Raw genomic sequence first — 18,439 nt, 5'->3', positions numbered from 1 at the left:
GGGCCAGGTCAGCGCAGGCCCAGCTGCCTCCGGGCGGCGTTGGCCATCTTCCGCTCCCCCATCGCGTTGGGGTGGACGATCACGGGGTTGGTGCCCAGCAGCACCGGCTCGACCCAGCGGTCACCGACCGGCTGGCAGGCGTCGTGCCCGTCGGAGAGCCGGTTGAGCCCCACGTAGGTGACCCCGGTGGCCTCGGCCGCGCGCGCGACGGCGTCGTTGAGCACGCGCTGGAGGCGGCGCAGGTAGGGCACGTCGCCCTCGGCGATCGGCATCTGCGGGTAGCAGCCCTCGGAGCGCGGCATGATCCACGGGTAGGACAGGATGCCGACCTTCGCGTTCGGCGCCGCCCGCCGGACCGCCGTGAGCGCCTCGACCAGGCTCGGGTAGGTCACCCGTCGGATCGTCCGGACGAACTCGTTGCCGTGCTCGTCCTTGCAGGGACTGCCCGTGCCGAGGGTGGAGAGACCGGCGGTGCCGCAGGCCTGGATCGCGCCGATGAAGACGCCGGAGTCGTTGCCGCCGATGGTCATCGTCACCAGGTCCACGTCGCGGTCGAGCGCGTCCAGCTGCGGGGCGACGCCGGGGTACTGGGAGGTGGCGAAGTGGGTGGTGTCCGCCGCCCCGCAGGAGACGTCGGTGAAGTCGGCCTCGATCTGGCCCGCGAGCACGTGCGGGTAGTTGCGGGTCGAGCGCAGGCACGCCGGCGGCGCCGTCGGGTCCAGCGGCAGGACGCCGGAGGCCGCCGAGTAGGAGTCGCCCAGCGCGACGTAGCGCAGCGGCTCCCGCTCCGCCGCGGTCGCGCTCGGGGACACGGGGGCGAGCAGGGCCAGGGACGCGGCCGCGGCTCCGAGCAGGGCGAGCAGCGGACGGGTGCGGGTCGAGGGCACGAGACCTCCCGGGATCGACGTCGTTGACATCCGTTCAACGACGCGGAGTGACGGGGGTCACGCCCTACCGCGCGACCCCCGCCCGCCCGTGGTGCGGGACGACCTCAGAACAGGTCCGGCACCGTCCACCCGTCGAGGTCGTACTCGGAGAGGAACTCGTCGGCCAGCCCGCGCATCTGGTCGGTGCCGCCACGGTTCTGCGCGGCGAACAGCAGCTCGGCCTTCACGTTCTCGTGGTTGCCGGAGTAGTTGCGCTCGTAGAGCTCGTGCCGGCCGCCGAACTCCGACCCGATCGAGTCCCACAGCGCCTTCATGACCTTGACCCGGTCGACGGCGGTGATGCCGTCGGAGCCGCGGACGTACTTGTCGAGGTAGGGACGCACGACCGGGCTCTTGAAGTCCGCGGCGCCGCTGGGCAGGTAGATCAGTCCGCTGGCGACGTCCTGCTCGATGATCTCCTTGACCCGCGGGTACCCGTGGATCATGAACATCCGGTAGGTCAGGCCGTACTCGAGCTTCGGGATGACGGCGTCGCCGATCCAGGGCTCGGGGTCGCGGGCCATCGACTCGGTCAGCGACCAGAACAGGTTGCGCCAGCCGATCACCTCGCCGACGCGCGTCTGCACCCCGCGGAAGCCGCCGGAGCCGGTGGCGTCCAGCGCCTTGAGCAGGAGACCGGCGATGAAGTCGAGCTTCACCGCGAGGCGGGTGCAGCCCTGGAACGTGAAGCGCGGCAGGAAGCCGGACTGCGGGAAGAACGCGTTGATCCGGTCGACGTCGCCGTACATGAAGACGTTCTCCCAGGGCACGAGCACCTTGTCGAAGACGAAGATGGTGTCGTTCTCGTCCATCCGGCTGGAGAGCGGGTAGTCGAACGGTGTGCCGTTGCGGGCCGCCTGCTCGGTGTAGGACGAGCGGCAGATGAGCTTGATGCCGGGGGCGTCCATCGGCACCGTGCAGATCAGCGCGAACTGCTTCTTCTTGATGGGGAGCCCGTAGTGGGCGATGAAGTTGTAGTTGGTGATCGCCGACCCGGTGGCGACCACCTTCGCGCCGGAGACGACCAGGCCGGCGTCGGTCTCCTTCTCCACCTTCATGTAGACGTCGCCGACCTCGTCGGGAGGCAGCTGGCGGTCGACGGGCGGGTTGATGATCGCGTGGTTCCAGTAGAGGACCTTCTCCTGGCTCTCGCGGTACCACCGCTCGGCGTTGGCCTGGAACGGTGCGTACAGCTCGGAGTTGGCGTGCAGGGTGCCGAGGAAGCTGGCCTTGTAGTCGGGCGAGCGGCCCATCCAGCCGTAGGACATCCGCGCCCAGCGGGCGATCGCGTCGCGCTCCTTGAGCAGGTCCGCCGACGAGGTGGGGGTCTTGAAGAACGGCATCGTGACGCCGCCGGAGCCCGTGTCGGTCGGCACGGTCAGCTCGTCGACGTGCGGCCCGGTGTGCAGCGCGTCGTAGAGCCGCGCGGTCATCCGGATCGGGTTGCGGAAGGCCGGGTGCGTGGTGACGTCCTCGACCCGCTCGCCGTGCAGGTAGATCTCCCGGCCGTCCTTGAGCGACTCGATGTACTCGTCGCCGGTCATCGGCCGGGAGGCGAAGTTGGTGGTGCGGTTGGCCTCGGAGTCGGCCGCGGGGTTGACGGTCGGCGGGCCGTCGGCGCCGACGGTGCTCTCGCGGGACAGGGTCTCGGTCACGGTTCCTCCAGTGGGTCGTGGGCGGTGCGGTGGATGGGCTCAGTAGTGGGTGGCGTGGGCGAGCGCCTGCTCTGGCCGCCGGACCACGGGCGGGGAGAAGTCGCAGGCGGCGTCGAACCAGCCGCGCTGGGGGTCGTCCGCGCAGCCGAGCCAGACGACGTCGCCGTGGCGGGCGCCGACCTCGCGGAAGGCCGAGTCGGCGAAGAGCAGGGACGCGCGCGCACTGGTCTCGGCGCGCACGACCTCCCCCAGGTGGAGCACGTGGTCCCCGCCGTCCACGCTGCGCCACGGGCGGCAGACGAACGTGGCGGCGGTTCCGCCCAGGGTCGGGACGACGGTGCGGCGCCCGTCCTGCTCGAGGGTGGCCGCGTCCCAGGGCAGCGGACCGGGCGACGGGCGGCCCGCGAAGTGCATGGCCACGTCCACCTGGTCGGCGGCGAGCACGTTGACCGCGAAGGCCGCGCCCTCCAGGAGGCCGCACGCGCGACTGGTGCGGGTCAGCGCGACCTGGAGCAGCGGCGGGTCGAGGGAGACCGGCATGAACGCCGTGACGGTCGCGCCGTGCCGACCCGGCTCCCCGGTGGTCGGGTCGGGGGCTGCGCAGGTCACGACGGTCACGCCGGTGGCGAAGCGGCCGAACGCGTTGCGCAGTGCGCGGGCGTCCGGCGCGGGGGTGTGGTGCGCTCGGCGGTCGACGGGCATCTCGGTCCTCCTGACGGGGTGCTGCCGGCGACGCGGGACGTGTCCCGCGTCACGGATGGCCGGGACGTTAGGCCTGGGGAGAGGGGCCGGACGATCCGCTCGGCGCACTGCCGATCCGCTTCGCGCAGCGGGATCTCGGAGCGCTCCGAGTCGTCCGTCGCCCGGTGCTACTGTGACCGGCGTCACGTCACTCGCGCGCCCAGGAGGTGCCCGTGCACGCTGTCGCCCCGGGTGCCGAGCCCGACCTCGCGCAGCACTCCGCCGCCGTCGCGGACGTCTACTTCCCGCACCGCCTCGTCGTCCGCCGCGCCGGCGCGACCGCCCCCGAGCTGCGGGCCGTCGACCTGGGGCCCGTGCGCCTGGCCCGGATCGGCTGGGGCGCCGAGGTGGCCGTCGAGTCGGACCACCCGGGAGCCTGGGCGGTCAACGTCCCGCGCAGCGGGGTGCTGGAGGCACGCGTGGGCGGCCACCACGTCCTGTCCCTGGACGGGCAGGCGACGGTGTGCCCGCCGGACGTGCCGGCCCGGATGCACCGGTGGTCGGCGGACTGCTCGATCGTCGGGATGCGCGTCGAGCGCGGCTACCTCGCCCAGGAGGTGGCCTCCCTCGTCGGTCTCGGCACCGACCGCATGCCCGGACAGATCGACCTGCGCACCGACGCCGGACGCGCCTGGCTGGGGCTGCTGGGCTCGATCGGCACGGAGGCGATGCGCAACCCGACGCTCACCCGCGACCGGGCGGTCGCTCGACGCCTCGGCGCCACCCTGACCGCCGCGCTGGTCAACGCCTGCTTCCCGGAGGAGCCGGAGTGCGGCACCGTGCGACCACGCATCGTGTCCCGCGTCCTCGAGGCGATGGAGGCGGACCCGGCCCGCGAGTGGACCTCCGCCGAGCTCGCCGAGGTCAGCGGCGTGGGCGTGCGTCGCCTGCAGCAGGGCTTCCGGCGCTACGCCGGCACCACGCCGACCCAGGCGCTGCTCGGCATCCGGCTGGCCCGGGTGCACGCCGACCTGCTCGCCGGCGCTGCACCGACCGTCGCGGTGGCCGCGTCCCGGTGGGGGTTCAGCCACCTCGGCCGCTTCGCCGCGGCCTACCGCGAGGCCTACGGGGTGCCGCCGTCGAGCACGCTCCGACGGGCGGACTGACTACCGCTCGACGCTGCGGGGCTCCACGTCGAGGGGGCCGGCGGCGGGCAGGTCCAGCACGAACCGCGCCCCCGAGCCCTCGGCCTCGTCCCCCGCGGGAACCACGGGCTCGCAGCGGATCGTCCCACCGTGACGCTCCACGATGCTGCGCGCCAGGGCGAGGCCGAGCGAGGTGCCGGAGCGGTCGGCGGGCTCGTCGGAGACCGGGAAGCGTCCGAACCTGGTGAACACGCGCTCGCGCCAGGCCGGCGGGAGGCCCACGCCGTTGTCGGCGATGCTGAGCACGACCCGGGCACCCTGGAGGCTGCCGGTCACGGAGACCTCGGGCGTGGTGCCGTCGGGCACCCGGTCCACCGCGGAGCGGAGGACGGCGGCGAGCATCTCGGCCAGCATCTCGCGGTCGGCCGAGACGGCCGGCACCGGACCCACCCGCACCCGGGCACGGGGCACCGCACCGTCCGCGACCTGGCGGACCAGGCCGAGGAAGCCCTCGAGCTCGACCCGCTCGGGCTTCACCGGGCCGGCCTCAACCCGGGTCCGGACCAGCAGCTCGTCGACGAGGTCGCTCATCCGCACCAGCGCGCGACCCACGTGCTCCACCGCCCGTGCCGAGCGGGCAGGGTCGACCGGCTCGCCGTCGGTGGCCGGCTCGAGGTGGGTGCGCGCCAGGGCCACCCAGTCCTGGGCGGTGGTGATGGGGCCCGCGAGGTCCTCGCGGACGGTGCGTGCGAACCCGGCCAGCTTCGCCGCGCGCGCCCGGACCTCGGTGACGTCGTTGAGGACGACGAGGGCCTGCGCCCCCGCCCCCAGGTCGGTGCCCAGCGCCGAGCCCTCGCGCAGGCGGACGGCCTGCACCTGGACGACGATGCCACCGGCATCGGTGTGGATCAGCAGGTCGTGCGGCGGGACGACACCCTCGCGCAGGGCCCGTCGGGACGGGTAGTCCTCCTCCGGGAGCGGGGTGCCGTCGGTGCGCAGCAGGCGGTAGCCCGCCGACGTGGGGGCCAGCCCCTCGCCGGTGAGGCGGGCCCAGGCCCGGGCCGTCGCGTTCGCGGTGACCAGGTTGCCCTGCCCGTCGAAGACCACCAGGGCCTCGGCGATGGAGTCGGTGATGGAGTCCAGCAGCTCCAGCCGGGCCGAGCGCTCGCGGTCCCGCTCGACCAGCAGGTCCACCAGCTTGCGCCGCTCCTCGACCACCGCGACGGTCGCGGTGGTCGAGCCGAGCAGCGTCAGCAGGAACAGCTGGAGCAGCAGCATCCGGGCCTGGAGCGTCTCGATGTGCCCGAAGGCGGTGAACTCCTGGGAGGTCAGCACGATCACCAGGCCGCCGAAGCCGATCATCCAGGTCGACGCCACGAAGGGGCTGAAGCGGGCGGCGATCCAGATGCCGATCGGGATGATGAGGAAGGCCAGCGAGTCCTGCACGAGCGCCCCGACCCAGACCGCGACCGAGAGCAGGCTCAGCCCGACCACGGTGGCCAGGTCACGTCGCTGCACGGCACCGAACTCGGTGCGCCAGGTGCGTCCCTGCCGGCGCAGGTCGCCGACCAGGACAGCGGGGAAGACCACGAAGGCCGCCGCCGTCAGCTGCCGCCCGAACCACACCGCCACGTCGTCCGCACCCACGCCGTTCGGCCCGAGGGCCGCCACGACGCCCGCGGCCAGCGCGCCGGCGCCGGAGGCGAGGGCGAGCGCGCCGAACGTGCGCAGGAACGGCCCCCGGGCCAGCAGCTCGCCCTCGGCGGTGTCCGGCGTGAGCCGCCACCGCTCGAGCAGCCAGGTGCCCAGGACGCCCGACACCACGCCGCTGACCACGCCGCGGACCACGAGCTGCGGGTCCGGGTCGAGCAGCAGCACCGGCACCACGGAGAGGACCACCATCGCCAGGACGGCGAGCAGGCGCCCGCGCCTCCCGGTGACGATGAGCAGGAAGAGGATCGCGGCGCCGGCGTTGGGCCAGACCCCGTCGGTCGGCGCGTGCTGGCGCCCGGTGGAGACCCCGGCCACGACGAGCAGCGTGAAGAGCAGCGCACCCGTGAGGACGCTGGCCAGGCGCAGCCCCGGCCCGAACCCCTCCCACGGGGAGCCGAGGGCGGAGCCGGACGACAGCCCGGGGCGACCGTCCGGGTGCGTCGCCCCAGGGTTCGGGGCCCCCGGCCCCGGCTGCGGCGGCAGCCCGCGGGGCGGCACCCCGCGGGAGGGATCTCCCGGACGGTCGGTCGCGGAGCGCGTGCCGGCGAGGCCGGGGCGGTCGGCGATGTCCATCTGCGGGGGCCTCCTCGCCCGCGCCGGCCCTGGGCAGGGCGGAGCGGGGATTGCACGGAGCGGGGGGAAGGGTCGGGAACCGACGGGGGTGGGGGTCCCAGTGTGACGCACGTCGTGCCCCTGGAGCACCCTCCACGGGACGGTCGGCCCGGCACCCGGGTTCCGACAGGGACGATCGTCAGCCGCGCGCCGGACCTGAGCGGCCCGGAACCCGCACAGCGCGCAGGAGGCCGGCGGGCTCAGGCCTGGGCGTCGTCCCGCGCGTGCAGGTGGTGGTGGATGACCTCGTCGATGATGAGCGCGAGGAACTTCTCGGCGAACTCCGGGTCGAGACCCGACTCGGTGGCCAGGTCGCGCAGCCGGGTGATCTGCACGGCCTCACGGGCGGGGTCGGCCGGGGGGAGGTCCATCCGCGCCTTGAGGGCGCCCACGGCGCGGGTGCAGCGGAACCGCTCGGCGAGCAGGTGCACGAGGGCGGCGTCGAGGTTGTCGATGCTGGCGCGCAGGGCCAGCAGCTCGGGCGGCGCGGTGGCGCCGGTGCTCTCGCTGCTCACGGGCGGTTCCTTTCCTCGGCGGGGTGCCACGGACAGGCTAGTGGTGCGGACCGCCTGGGCCTGGGCCACGGTCAGGGCTTGGAACTGACCCCCCAGGGGGTTATTGTTTGTCCGGACAAAGCATTCCATCCCCGATCTCCCGAGGAGACCTCCCCATGTGCCGAGCAGTCACCTGCAAGAAGTGCGGCAAGACCACCTGGGCCGGCTGCGGCCAGCACGTCGACATGGTCATGGCCGGCGTCGCCAAGTCCGACCGCTGCCAGGGCCACGAGAACGAGCCCGCCTCCGGCGGCCTCATGGGCAAGCTCTTCGGCCGCTGAGCCGGACGCACGAAAGCCCCCGTCCCGACCCGGGACGGGGGCTTTCTCGTGCAGAGGGGCGTCAGCCCTGGGAGTGCGCGCTGGTGCTGTCCCCGCCGTTGCGGGTGTCCAGCGACAGGACGTAGCCGATGACGATCAGGACGCCGGAGACGATCTCGTTCGCCCGGGTCACGGTGCTGTCGTGCGGCAGGAGCGCGCCGAGCAGGATGTAGGCGACGCCGACCGCGACGCCGATACCCACGGCCACGGCCGACGGGCCGATCTGGCGCAGCCACAGCGCCGGGAAGAGCACCAGCGTCACCAGCGCCGCGGACCACAGGGCGTTGTAGTGGCCGGTCTCGCCGGCGTCGTAGAGCGTGTAGGAGGCGAACAGCAGCCACGTGCCGACCGCCAGGACGAGGTGCACGCCGAAGAAGGAGACGCCCGGGGCCACGTAGCTGCGCTGCAGCTTGGCCAGGTACTCCTCGCGGTCGGCGTCGCTCATCAGCACGGTGCCCATGGAGTCCTTGCGGACGATCTCGCCGTGCTGCTGGTGCGCGACCTCGCGGTGCGCGGGGGTGGTCTCGTCGCTCATCCCTGGTTCCTCTCCGCCCGCGAGGGGCCGTACGTCTCCAGGCACCATCTTGCCGTGCGCGGGGCTCGGGCGCACAGGTGGGGTCCGTGGGTCGAGCACGTAGGTTGGACGACGGCCCGCCGCCGGGCCCTCCCGCGCCACGGGCCGGGAGACACCCCGAGCACTCCGCAGGAGGAGCCGTGCACGCCGAGGTGCTGCGCACAGAGCGCCTGACCCCGTCGATGGTCCGCGTCGTCGTCGGTGGCGACGGGCTCGCCGACTTCTGGCCGGACGCGGGCGACGCCCCGTCCACCGACGCCTACGTGAACCTGGCCTTCGCCCCGCCCGGTGCCGACTACGGGCCGGTCTTCGACCCGGCCGAGGTACGCGAGACCCACCCGCGTGAGCAGCAGCCCGCGCGCCGCCGCTACACGGTGCGCTCGTGGGACCCGGCGACCCGCGAGCTGGTCCTCGACTTCGTCGTGCACGGGGACGACGGCGTGGCCGGCGCCTGGGCGCAGCACGCCGCACCCGGCGACGTCCTGGTGCTCCAGGGCCCCGGCTCCGGCTACCGGCCCGACCCGGGCGCCGACGTCCACCTGCTCGTCGGCGACGAGTCCGCCGTCCCGGCGATCGCGGCCTCCCTCGAGGTCCTCCCCACGGGCGCCCGGGCCCTCGTCCGCCTCGTCTGCGACGGACCCGACCACGAGGTGCCGCTGCCCTCCTCCGCCGACGTCGACCTGGTGTGGGTCCACCGGACCAGCGAGGACCCCGCCCCGCTTCCCGCCGCCGTCGAGGCGCTGAGCCGGCCGACCGGCCGCGTGCAGGCGTTCGTGCACGGCGAGGCCGAGGAGGTGCGCGCGATCCGCCGGCACCTGCTCGGCACCTGGGGCCTCGAGCGCGCCGACATGTCCTGCTCCCCGTACTGGCGGCGCACCTACACCGACGAGGCCTGGCGCGCGGTGAAGCGCGAGTTCGTGCAGGCGATGGACGCCGACCTGTAGATCCCGTGAAGAACCCCGTGCGGGGTTCGCGCGCACCCCGACTCCTGCCGATCGACCCACCGGCAGGTCGACGAGGACCTGCCGGCGTCCGGCTCGGCGGTCGCCTCCGGCGAGGTGCGAGGAGCGGTCGTGACGACTGCGCGGAGCGTGCGCTGGGGCTACCGGGTGACGGTGGTCCTGGTGACGGCAGGACTGCTGGTGATCGGCCCCATCCGGATCGACCCGGAGAAGGCCGCCCGACGAGCCGAGCAGCGAGCCGAGCAGGTCAGCGGGATGGGTCTGCTGGCCGGCGTCCGCTGAGGGCCCTCAGCGCCCGAACAGCGACTTGGCCTCGTCCCACCGGTGCTGCGGCACGTGCTTGAGCCCGATGAGGGCGTCGGCGAGCGGGACGCGCTCGATCTCGGTGCCGCGCGCCGCGACCAGGTGGCCCCAACCCTCGGCGTGCGCGAGGTCGGTGGCGGCCATGCCGAAGCGGGTGGCGAGCACACGGTCGTAGCCGGTGGGCGCACCGCCGCGCTGGACGTGGCCGAGGATCGCGGCCCGGGTCTCGATGCCCGTGCGCTCCTCGATCTGGTGGACGAGGTAGTCGCCGATCCCGCCCAGGCGGGGCCGGCCGTCGGCCTCGAGGCCCTTCTCGGAGAGCACGTCCTCGTGGCCCTCGGGGATGAAGCCCTCGGCCACCACGACGAGCGGGCTGCGCCCGGACTCGTGCACCTGACGGACCCAGGAGCACAGCTCGCCCATGGAGACCCGCTGCTCGGGGATGAGGATGGCGTGTGCGCCCGCGGCGACGCCGGAGTGCAGGGCGATCCAGCCGACGTGGCGGCCCATGACCTCGGCGACCATGCAGCGGTGGTGGGACTCGCCGGTGGTGCGCAGCCGGTCCATCGCGTCGGTGGCGATCGCGACGGCGGTGTCGAAGCCGAAGGTGTAGTCCGTGCCCATCAGGTCGTTGTCGATCGTCTTCGGCACCCCGATGACGGGCAGGCCGGCGTCGGCCAGGCGCTTGGCTCCGGCCAGCGAGCCCTCGCCTCCGATGACGGCCAGGGCGTCGACGCCGAGCTCCTTCAGGCGCTGCGCCACCACCTCGACGCCGCCGCCGTCGCCCTCGATGGGGTTCGTGCGGGACGTGCCCAGGATGGTGCCGCCCTGCCGGGAGAGGCCCCGGACGACGGTGCGGGGCAGCTCCATGACGTCCGCGTCGAGGACGCCGCGCCACCCGTTCCGGAAGCCGACGAACTCGTCGTCGTAGGTCTTGACGCCGCGCAGCACAGCACCGCGGATGACCGCGTTGAGGCCCGGGCAGTCGCCGCCGCTGGTGAGGAGACCGATCTTCACGTCGCCCACCTTCTCACCCCCGGCCAGGCCGCGGGCAGTGACCGGGGCCACGTGCCCGCACCGTGGGACCGATCGGCCCGGCCGGCCCTCCGAACGGCCCTCCGAGCGGCGCCTCGGGCCTCCCCTTCCGACCGGCCGGGACGCCGCCCGGTCCGCGCGCGGACTATCGTCGGAGCCGTGTCTGGCTCCCCCCGCACCGACGCGCCGCCCGCCACCGCCGAGACGGCCCCCGGCGACCCCGGCGACCCGCACGAGGACGCGACGCTGCGCGCGCTCGGCCTGGAGGTGCTGCGGATCAACCGCCGCGGCCTGGTGAACCCGACCGGTACCCGGCTGGACGGCTCGGCCTACAAGATCCTGATGGCGCTGCGCCACCACGGCCCGCTCTCGGTGGGCGGGCTCGGCGAGCACCTGCACCTGGACGCCTCGACCACGAGCCGCCAGGTCAAGGCCGCCGTGGGCGCGGGCCTGGTCGAGCGGACGCTGGGCGAGGACGGGGCCCACCTGGTGCGCCCCACCCCGGCCGGCACCACCGCCTACGAGGAGGACTCGGCGGTGCGCGCGGTGCACTGGCGGGCCGTCGTCCGCGAGCTGGGGCCGGAGCGCGCGCATCGCCTCGCCGAGGACCTCGCGGCCCTCAACGAGGCGATCGACGCGACGCAGGCCTGAGCGGCCCGCCGGGCAGGAGCGGGCCGCCTCGGCCCCGCGGGCTCAGCCCGCGACCAGCTCGTCCTGCGCCTCGGCGGCCTGCACGGCGTCGGGACGCGTGGGGCGGCGCGGCACGCCCAGCACCAGCAGCACGCCGACGACCGCGGCGGCGGCACCGATGAGGAAGCACGCGGTGAAGGCGCCCTCGCTGGGCAGCGCGACGCCGGGGGCGAGCTCGGTGGTGTTGCCGGCGAGCACGGTGCCCATGACCGCGGCGGCCAGCGTGGTGCCGACCGAACGGGTGAGCGCGTTGAGGCCCACGGCCGCACCGGCCTCGCGGGGCTCGGTGTTGTCCATGATGATCGTGGGCATCGCGGCGTAGCCGATGCCGACGCCGGAGGAGCAGATCAGCGCGGCGATCATCAGCTGCCACGGGGCGCCGGTGAGCAGGGTGGCCACCAGGTAGCCGACGGAGAGGACGCCGGCGCCGATCGCGAGCGTGGTGCGCGCACCGACGGTGCCCATGAGCCGGCTCGAGACCGGCGCGAAGACGAGCATCATCAGACCACCGGGGGCCATCCACAGGCCGGCCGCGAGGATGGACTGACCCAGGCCGTAGCCGGTCGCCTCGGGCAGCTGGAGCAGCTGGGGCACGACGATCGACTGCGCCATCATGCCGAAGCCGATCGCGATGGCGGCCAGGTTCGTGAGCAGGACGGGGCGGCGCGCCGTGGCCCGCAGGTCGACCAGCGGGTCGTGGTGCCGCAGCTCCCAGGCGCCCCAGCCGACGAGGACGACGACGCCGCCGATCATCGCGCCGAGCGTGCGCGCGTCGCCCCAGCCCCAGTCGGTGGCCTTGGAGACGCCGACGAGGAAGGCCACGAGACCGACGGCGAGGAGCAGCGCGCCGACCGGGTCGAGCGCGCCCTTCTCGCCCTGGCCGTGGTGGGTGTGCGGGACGACGGCGGCCACGAGCGCGAGCACGACCAGCGCGGCGACGGTGGAGACCCAGAAGAGGGTGTGCCAGTCGCCGACCTCGACGATCCAGGCGGAGAGCGGCAGGCCGATGGCGCCGCCGACGCCGAGGGTGGCGCTGATGGTCGCGACGGCCGTGGCGGCCATCTTCGGCGGCACGATCTCGCGGACGAGCGCGATGCCGACCGGGATGAAGCCCATCGCCGTGCCCTGGAGCGCGCGACCCACGAGCACGGGGACGAGGCTGTCGGAGAGGGCGACGATCACGGAGGCGACCGCCAGGATGCCGGCGCTGGCCAGCAGCACGGGCTTCTTGCCGACGAGGTCGGCGATCCGGCCGGCCAGCACCATGGTGACGGCGGCGGCCAGGAGGGTCACCGTGACCACCCAGGCCGTGTCCGCGGCGTCGGCGTCGAGCAGCCGGGGCAGCTCGGACTGGATCGGGATGACCAGCGTCTGGGTCAGCGCGGTCATGAGGCCGCCGAGGGCAAGGGCGGCCACGGCCAGCCCGGGACGGGCGGCGCGGGTGGGCGCGGGGTCGTTCATGCGGGAGTCTCCTCAGGTCTGCGTCGTGCAATTAGTTGCGAGTAGCACCTATATGCACGACACAACTGTACGGAGGGCTGCCGCATTCCGCGACGTGTCCCGAGTCACCCCTGAGGTGCAGCCGCCGGGGACGCATGACGCGTCCGCGCGCGCCCTCGATCTGCAGCGACGAGACGAGCGCGCGGGCCGTGAGCCTGCGAACGCTCGCGTCGAGTCGAGGAGTGAAGAGCGAGGGTTACGAGCGCGCGGACATGCGACCGGAGGGAGCCATCAGGCAGACCGCTCCGTCACCCGCAGCACGTCCAGCAGGTACCGGGCCGCGTCGCCACCCTCGGCGAGCGCGACGTCGACGGCCGCGGGCACGTCCAGGTCGGCGAGCAGTGCGGCGAGCACGCGGTCGCGGCCACTGCCGGCGTCCGCGCGCTCGGCGGGCGAGCCGGCCGCGGCGTAGAGCTTGTCCAGCGTCGTGGCGGCCGCCTCGAAGACGGCGTCCTCGCACTCCCAGGGCTCGTGCCGGTCGCGGTGCAGCAGGCCGAGGCGGACGACGGGGCCGGGGAACCGGGTCAGCAGGTCGGCGACGAGCTCGAGGTTGCCCAGCGACTTCGACATCTTCACCCCGTCCTGCCGGACCTCGCCGACGTGCAGCGTGGCGCGGGCGAACGGGGTGACGTCGGTGGCCGCCTCGACCATGGCGGCCTGGTAGGCGTGGTGCGGGAACGCGAGGTCGGAGCCGCCGACCAGCACGTCGACGGAGGAGCCGAAGGTGGCCACGGCCATCGCGGCGCACTCCGCGTGCCAGCCGGGACGGCCCCAGCCCCACGGGCTCGGGAACGCGGGGTCACCCTCGGCCGAGGGACGCCACACCGGCACGTCGAACTCGGACTCGCGACCGGGCACGTCGTGCTGGTCGCCGTAGGCGCGCGACAGCTCGCGCGCCTCGTCCACCTCGAGGCCTGCGCGCCCGGGGACCTCCGTGCCGCGGAAGTAGACGTAGCCCTCGCTCTCGTAGGCGGCGCCGTTGGTGAGCAGGGCGACCGCGAGCCGGATGACGGAGGCGACGTGGGCGCGGGCCTTGGGCTCGTGCTTGGGGCGGGCGACGGCGAGGGCCTCCATGTCGCGGCCGAACTGGAACTGCTGCACCGAGGCCAGCTCGTCGTAGGGCTGGCCCGTGCGGGCGGCGGCGGCGGTGAGGACGTCGTCGACGTCGGTGATGTTGCGCGAGACCTCCGCCTTGGCGCCGGAGGCCTTCGAGACCGACGCGAGCAGGTCGGCCCACACGAAGGTGGCGGCGTGGCCGACGTGCGTCACCGCGTAGGGGGTGATGCCGCAGGTGTAGACGCGCAGCGGCGCGACGGCCAGGAGCGGCGCGCCGTCCAGCACCAGGGGGGCCGGGACGGCGTCGTTGACCGGGTAACGGGCGGGAGCGGTGTCGGAGGCCACGGGTCGATCTTGCCGCACGGGGGCCGCCGAGCCACGGGTCGCCCGTCACCCGGTCCTGATGGACGGGTGCGTCAGGCCTGGCCGTAGCGGCGCAGGAACTTCTCGATGCGGCCCTCGGTGTCGATGGTGCGGCCGCGGCCGGTCCAGAAGGGGTGGCTGCCCGAGGAGACGTCCACGTCGACGACCGGGTAGGTCTCCCCGTCGATCTCGACGGTGGGCAGGCCCTCGCGCCCGGCGAGGGTCGAGCGGGTCAGGACGAGCTGGTCGCCCTCGGCCGCGGAGCGGTCCCGGAAGACGACGGGGCCGTAGGTGGGGTGGATGTCGCGCTGCACGGTTCCTCCTGTTGAGTTGAGAACGATTATCGTTACTGTAACCGCACCGGCTCGCGGGTTGTTCCGCGAGCCCGCCCCGAGAAGTGGAGAGAACCGTGAGCGACCTGCCCGACCCGCGCCCGCTGCACAGCACCGAGTCGCCGGCGACACCGGTGGTGGTCGTCACCGGCGTCGACCCGCACGCCCAGGACGCGGCGACCGTCGGCCTGCTGTGGGACCTGCCCCGGGCCGTGGCCGTGCGGCACACCATCGACGTCGAGCGGGCCCTGCTCGAGCGCGTGGTCAGCGACGCCACCGGCGAGCTGGAGCGCGAGGTCGTCGACCTCGACCACCTGTGCGCCACGTGCGCGCTGCGCGAGGACGTGCTGCCCACCGTGCTGCGCCTGGCCGGCGAGGGCCGCTGGGACTCCGTGCTCGTGCAGCTGCCGTCCTCGGCCCTCGCGGACCCGCTGTGCGACGCGCTGGCCCGCGACGCGGTGCTGCGGCGGACGCTGCGGGTGCACGCGGTCCTCGCCGCCACCGACGGGCGGACGACGGCCGACGACCTGCTCGGGGACGACCTGCTGCGCGAGCGCGGCTGGGGCACCTCGCCGGGCGACCACCGCGGCGTCGGCGAGGCGCTCGCGGCCCTGGTGGAGGCCGCCGACGTGGTCCTCGCCCCCGACGCGGCGCCGGTCGGCCGCCGGCTGCTCGGCACCCTGGCCGCCCCCGGCGCCGTGGTGCTCGGCTCGGCGGCGGACCTCGACGTCGCCGCCGTCGTCCGCGCCCCGCACCACGACCATCGCGCCCGGTTCGACTGGACCCGCGCGGACCGGCGCGTGCCGCTGCCGGTGCTCCCGCCGCAGCCGGACGCGGTGCAGGAGCGGGTCTGGCGCCTCGACCTCTCCTCCGACCGCCCCTTCCACCCCGCGCGGCTGCTCGCCGACCTCGGCCGGCTCGGGTCGGGGCGGCACCGCTCGCGCGGCTGCTTCTGGCTGCCCACCCGCACCGACGACGTCCTCGCCTGGGACGGGGCGGGCGGACAGCTCAGCATCGGCACCGTGCGCCCGTGGGGGCCGATCCGCCCGTTCACGCGGATCGTGGTCACCGGCGTGGGCGAGCGGCCCACCCACCTGGTCGACGCGTTCGAGCACCTGCTGGTCACCGCCGAGGAGCTGGAGCTGCGCGGGCCGGCGTGGGAGACGGTCGAGGACGGGCTCGAGCCGTGGCTCGGGCCGCTGCGTCGCGCGGCCTGACCGCCGCCCCGCTCCCGGCCGGGGTGCGGGTGGCAGGCAGGATCGGGGTCATGACCGCCCCGACGCCCGACGCCTACTTCGTCCGCACCGCCCCGCAGGAGCTGGAGGCGACGCAGCACACGAGCGGCGCCTGGAACCCGGCGGAGCAGCACATCGCGCCGGTGCTGGGGCTGCTGGTGCACGAGGTCGTCCGCGACCTGGCGGTCCGTCGGCCGGACGACGGCCTCCAGGTGGGGCGGCTGTCCTTCGACATCACCGGCACGGTGCCGGTGGGGCACGTGGCCACGTCCGTGCGCGTGGTGCGGCCGGGCCGCACCGTCGAGCTGGTCGAGGCGACCGTGACCCACCGCAGCCGCGTCGTGGCCCAGCTGCGGGCGTGGCTGATGGCCCCGTTCGAGACGGCCTCGGTCGCAGGCACCCACGCCGAGCCGATCCCCTCCCGCGACGAGGTCGAGCCCTGGGACGCCTCCCAGGTGTGGGCGGGCGACTTCATCGCCTCCTCCCAGGTGCGGCGCCGCGAGATCGCGCCCGGCCGAGGCGTCACGTGGGTGCGCACCGGGATGCCGATCGTGGAGGGCGAGGAGACCTCGCCGGTGGCCCGGTTCGCGGGGCTGCTCGACATCGCCAACGGCATGACGCCACGGGTGGCGCCCACCGACTGGCTGTTCCCGAACATCGACCTCTCCGCGCACCTGCTCCGTGCACCCGTGGGCGAGTGGCTGGGCCTGGACACCCGCGTCTCCTTCGGCCCGGGCGGCCTCGGCGTCACCGCCACCGTGCTGCACGACGACGGCGGGCTGCTCGGCACCAGCACGCAGTCGCTGACGGTGCGTCCCGCCCGCTGAGCCCCTGCCAGAGCCGCCCTCTCAGTGCGCTCAGTGCGCTCAGTGCGCTCAGTGAGCCCCGAGCTCCACGAGCAGCACCCCGCCCACCACGAGCGCGAAGCCGACCAGCATCCGCGGGGTCAGCCGCTCGGCGAACAGCACCCGGCCGAGCAGCGCGGTGAGCACCACGCCGACCGCCGCCCACGTCCCGTAGGCGACCCCGAGCGGGAGGCCGGCGCGCAGCGTGGCGGCGAGCAGCGCGAACGCGGCCGTGTAGGCGAGCGCCACCCACGTCAGCCACGCGACCCGGCCGCGGGCCGAGAGCGCGTCGTCCGCCGCCATCCGCAGGCCCACGGTGCCCGCGACCTCGCAGCCGATCGCCCCGGCGAGCAGCAGCCAGGCCGTCACGTCGGGTCCTCCGCCGCCGCGTGCGAGCCGGTCTCCACCAGCAGCACGCCGACCCCGATGAGCAGCACGCCGCCCGCGGTCAGCACCGTGAACGGCTCGCCGAAGAGCACGGTCGCCAGCACCGCCGTCAGTGCCACGCCGCTGGCGCCCCAGGCGCCGTAGGCCACGCCCAGGGGCAGTCCGGCGCGCAGCGTGAGGGCCAGCAGGGCGAACGCCGCGACGTAGCCGATCACGACCAGGACGTACCAGCGCGGCTCGTCGATGGCCGCCTTCAGCCCCACCGACCCGGTCACCTCGCCGGCCACCGCTCCGGTGAGCAGCAGCCACGCGCGACGACGGTGCGTGCCCGCCCGACGGGCCTGCGAGTGCGGCTGGGTCATGCGGCGATCCTGTCAGGGCTGCAGCCGGCTCCCGAGGGTGAGGGCGAGGTGCAGCCGGAGCCGGGCCTGGCCGTCCTTGAGGTCGAGGCCGGCGCGCCGCTCGACCTGCGCGAGCCGGTGGTAGAGCGTCTGGCGGTGGATGCCGAGCACGTCGGCGGTGCGGGCGGCGCTGCCGGCGAGGTCGAGGTAGGTGCGGGCGGTGCGGACGAGGTCGGGCTCGTCGGCCGCGAGGAACTCTCCCAGGCGGCCCTCGAGGACGACGGCGGCCAGGTCGGCGTCGCGGGCCACGCCGAGCAGGCCCAGGACGCCGAGGTCGTCGGCCCGCTCGACCCGGCCGCTGCCCCGGGCCACCCGCAGGGCGGTGCGGGCGCCGTCATGGGAGGCGCGGAGGTCCTCGGCGCGGGGCACCGCCCGCCCGACGCCCACCTGCACGGTGCCGTCGGCCGGCAGCCACGGCCCGCTCACGCCGAGCGCGCGCAGCTGCTCGAGCGGGGCCTCCTGGGCGCGCACGACGGTCGGTCGGGCCATGGCCACGACCAGCCCGCCGTCGTCCTCGACCCACACGGTGCCGGGCCGCGAGGGCAGGCCGTCGATGCGCGCGGCCCAGGTGGGGTCGGGCGCCAGCAGCAGGCAGACCAGCGGCTCGTCGGTGCGCAGGCCGGAGCCGGCCAGGAGGGCGGCCGCGGCCGGCCGCGCCTCGCGGGCGTCGCCGTGCAGGAGGTCGCGGAAGGCGGCGGTGCGACGAGCCTGGCGGCGGCCGGTGTGGGAGAGCAGCGCGCCGGCGGTCTCGGCGATGCGGGCGACCTCGGCGGCGGTCTCGCTGCCCGGCTCGGGGAGCAGCCGCTCGTGCGGGTCGAGCAGCCAGAACCAGCCGTGCAGGCGCCCGAGGTAGCGCACCGGCACGCAGACGCGTGGCGTCATCCGGCGCTCGGTGTCCCCGGGCGTGCGCCGCGGCGCCTCCGCCTCCGCCACGCCCTGGGCGAGGAACCAGGCGCGCACCTCGGCGGTCGAGCGACGGGTGAGGATGGACGCCTGGCGCACGTCGTCGGTCTCCGCCTGGCCCGAGTAGGCGAGCAGGCCGAAGGACTCGTCCTCCAGCGTGCAGGGGCCGCCGAGCAGGTGCGAGAGCTCCTCGACGAGATCATCCACGGCACTCATCCACGTCCCCCTCACCGGCGTCCGCGCATCA

General features: G+C 74.7%; 20 protein-coding genes. 7 read left to right on the top strand and 13 right to left on the bottom strand.

Annotation, left to right across the window (positions count from 1 at the left end; translation table 11 throughout):
• Positions 1–8: 8 nt before the first annotated feature.
• The 3 genes from M8316_RS08220 to M8316_RS08210 form a co-directional block, all read right to left on the bottom strand.
• Positions 9–887 carry an SGNH/GDSL hydrolase family protein gene (locus M8316_RS08220; RefSeq protein ID WP_250053621.1) on the bottom strand — a complete coding sequence of 293 codons (879 nt, stop codon included), beginning with the start codon at positions 885–887 and terminating at the stop codon, positions 9–11.
• 104 nt (positions 888–991) lie between these two features.
• The gene (locus tag M8316_RS08215) at positions 992–2,581 is read right to left on the bottom strand and encodes a 4-hydroxyphenylacetate 3-hydroxylase family protein (RefSeq protein WP_250053620.1); all 1,590 of its coding nucleotides are present in this window, start codon (positions 2,579–2,581) and stop codon (positions 992–994) included.
• A gap of 39 nt (positions 2,582–2,620) precedes the next feature.
• Complete coding sequence (locus M8316_RS08210) at positions 2,621–3,283, bottom strand: flavin reductase family protein (RefSeq protein ID WP_250053618.1); 663 nt, start codon at positions 3,281–3,283, stop codon at positions 2,621–2,623.
• A 212-nt stretch (positions 3,284–3,495) separates the two neighbouring features.
• Here M8316_RS08210 and M8316_RS21045 point away from each other — a divergent pair, with 212 nt between their 5' ends.
• A complete protein-coding gene (locus M8316_RS21045) occupies positions 3,496–4,428 on the top strand; it encodes an AraC family transcriptional regulator (protein ID WP_250053616.1) in 933 nt (310 codons plus the stop codon).
• On the opposite strand, the gene M8316_RS08200 is transcribed toward M8316_RS21045, so the two are convergent.
• Both M8316_RS08200 and M8316_RS08195 read right to left on the bottom strand, forming a co-directional pair.
• Positions 4,429–6,693, bottom strand: a complete 2,265-nt coding sequence (locus tag M8316_RS08200) for a sensor histidine kinase (protein ID WP_250053614.1) — start codon at positions 6,691–6,693, stop codon at positions 4,429–4,431.
• 239 nt (positions 6,694–6,932) lie between these two features.
• Positions 6,933–7,247: a chorismate mutase gene (locus tag M8316_RS08195; protein ID WP_250053613.1), complete on the bottom strand. Its 315-nt coding sequence runs from the start codon at positions 7,245–7,247 to the stop codon at positions 6,933–6,935.
• A 155-nt stretch (positions 7,248–7,402) separates the two neighbouring features.
• Here M8316_RS08195 and M8316_RS08190 point away from each other — a divergent pair, with 155 nt between their 5' ends.
• On the top strand, positions 7,403–7,567 hold the full coding sequence (locus M8316_RS08190; protein WP_250053611.1) for a DUF8730 family Cys-rich protein: 165 nt from the start codon (positions 7,403–7,405) through the stop codon (positions 7,565–7,567).
• A 61-nt stretch (positions 7,568–7,628) separates the two neighbouring features.
• Here the strand turns inward: M8316_RS08190 and M8316_RS08185 are convergent, their stop codons facing one another.
• Positions 7,629–8,141, bottom strand: coding sequence for a hypothetical protein (locus tag M8316_RS08185; protein ID WP_250053609.1), 513 nt, complete (start codon positions 8,139–8,141; stop codon positions 7,629–7,631).
• A gap of 179 nt (positions 8,142–8,320) precedes the next feature.
• Here M8316_RS08185 and M8316_RS08180 point away from each other — a divergent pair, with 179 nt between their 5' ends.
• Together M8316_RS08180 and M8316_RS08175 are read left to right on the top strand one after the other, a co-directional pair.
• Positions 8,321–9,124 carry a siderophore-interacting protein gene (locus M8316_RS08180; protein WP_250053607.1) on the top strand — a complete coding sequence of 268 codons (804 nt, stop codon included), beginning with the start codon at positions 8,321–8,323 and terminating at the stop codon, positions 9,122–9,124.
• A 129-nt stretch (positions 9,125–9,253) separates the two neighbouring features.
• Positions 9,254–9,424, top strand: a complete 171-nt coding sequence (locus tag M8316_RS08175; protein WP_250053605.1) for a hypothetical protein — start codon at positions 9,254–9,256, stop codon at positions 9,422–9,424.
• Between the two features lie 6 nt (positions 9,425–9,430).
• On the opposite strand, the gene M8316_RS08170 is transcribed toward M8316_RS08175, so the two are convergent.
• Entirely contained in the window at positions 9,431–10,462 is a 1,032-nt protein-coding gene (locus tag M8316_RS08170; protein ID WP_250053603.1) for a 6-phosphofructokinase, read from the bottom strand.
• A 177-nt stretch (positions 10,463–10,639) separates the two neighbouring features.
• Here M8316_RS08170 and M8316_RS08165 point away from each other — a divergent pair, with 177 nt between their 5' ends.
• On the top strand, positions 10,640–11,131 hold the full coding sequence (locus M8316_RS08165) for a MarR family winged helix-turn-helix transcriptional regulator (RefSeq protein WP_250053602.1): 492 nt from the start codon (positions 10,640–10,642) through the stop codon (positions 11,129–11,131).
• A gap of 42 nt (positions 11,132–11,173) precedes the next feature.
• On the opposite strand, the gene M8316_RS08160 is transcribed toward M8316_RS08165, so the two are convergent.
• From M8316_RS08160 to M8316_RS08150, 3 genes are all read right to left on the bottom strand, one after another.
• Complete coding sequence (locus M8316_RS08160; protein ID WP_250053600.1) at positions 11,174–12,631, bottom strand: MFS transporter; 1,458 nt, start codon at positions 12,629–12,631, stop codon at positions 11,174–11,176.
• 270 nt (positions 12,632–12,901) lie between these two features.
• Positions 12,902–14,071, bottom strand: a complete 1,170-nt coding sequence (locus tag M8316_RS08155) for a cysteine--tRNA ligase (protein ID WP_250053599.1) — start codon at positions 14,069–14,071, stop codon at positions 12,902–12,904.
• Positions 14,072–14,142: 71 nt separating this feature from the next.
• The gene (locus tag M8316_RS08150; protein WP_250053598.1) at positions 14,143–14,403 is read right to left on the bottom strand and encodes a type B 50S ribosomal protein L31; all 261 of its coding nucleotides are present in this window, start codon (positions 14,401–14,403) and stop codon (positions 14,143–14,145) included.
• A 95-nt stretch (positions 14,404–14,498) separates the two neighbouring features.
• Between M8316_RS08150 and M8316_RS08145 the strand changes: the two genes are divergently transcribed.
• Both M8316_RS08145 and M8316_RS08140 read left to right on the top strand, forming a co-directional pair.
• A complete protein-coding gene (locus tag M8316_RS08145; protein WP_250053597.1) occupies positions 14,499–15,638 on the top strand; it encodes a GTP-binding protein in 1,140 nt (379 codons plus the stop codon).
• Positions 15,639–15,688: 50 nt separating this feature from the next.
• Positions 15,689–16,483, top strand: coding sequence for a thioesterase family protein (locus M8316_RS08140; RefSeq protein ID WP_250053596.1), 795 nt, complete (start codon positions 15,689–15,691; stop codon positions 16,481–16,483).
• Positions 16,484–16,531: 48 nt separating this feature from the next.
• Here the strand turns inward: M8316_RS08140 and M8316_RS08135 are convergent, their stop codons facing one another.
• The 3 genes from M8316_RS08135 to M8316_RS08125 are packed head-to-tail and all read right to left on the bottom strand — an operon-like array spanning position 16,532 to position 18,399.
• The gene (locus tag M8316_RS08135) at positions 16,532–16,870 is read right to left on the bottom strand and encodes a DMT family transporter (protein ID WP_250053595.1); all 339 of its coding nucleotides are present in this window, start codon (positions 16,868–16,870) and stop codon (positions 16,532–16,534) included.
• Entirely contained in the window at positions 16,867–17,250 is a 384-nt protein-coding gene (locus M8316_RS08130) for a DMT family transporter (protein ID WP_250053594.1), read from the bottom strand. The genes M8316_RS08135 and M8316_RS08130 overlap by 4 nt, the downstream gene beginning before the upstream one ends.
• Positions 17,251–17,262: 12 nt before the next feature.
• Positions 17,263–18,399, bottom strand: coding sequence for a PucR family transcriptional regulator (locus tag M8316_RS08125; protein WP_250053593.1), 1,137 nt, complete (start codon positions 18,397–18,399; stop codon positions 17,263–17,265).
• Positions 18,400–18,439: the final 40 nt, after the last annotated feature.

The organism is Nocardioides bruguierae, from assembly GCF_023554635.1.
Taxonomy (GTDB): Bacteria; Actinomycetota; Actinomycetes; order Propionibacteriales; family Nocardioidaceae; genus Nocardioides; species Nocardioides bruguierae.
The sequence above is the reverse complement of the archived record's forward strand: the minus strand, read 5'-3'. Positions and strand labels throughout refer to the sequence as shown.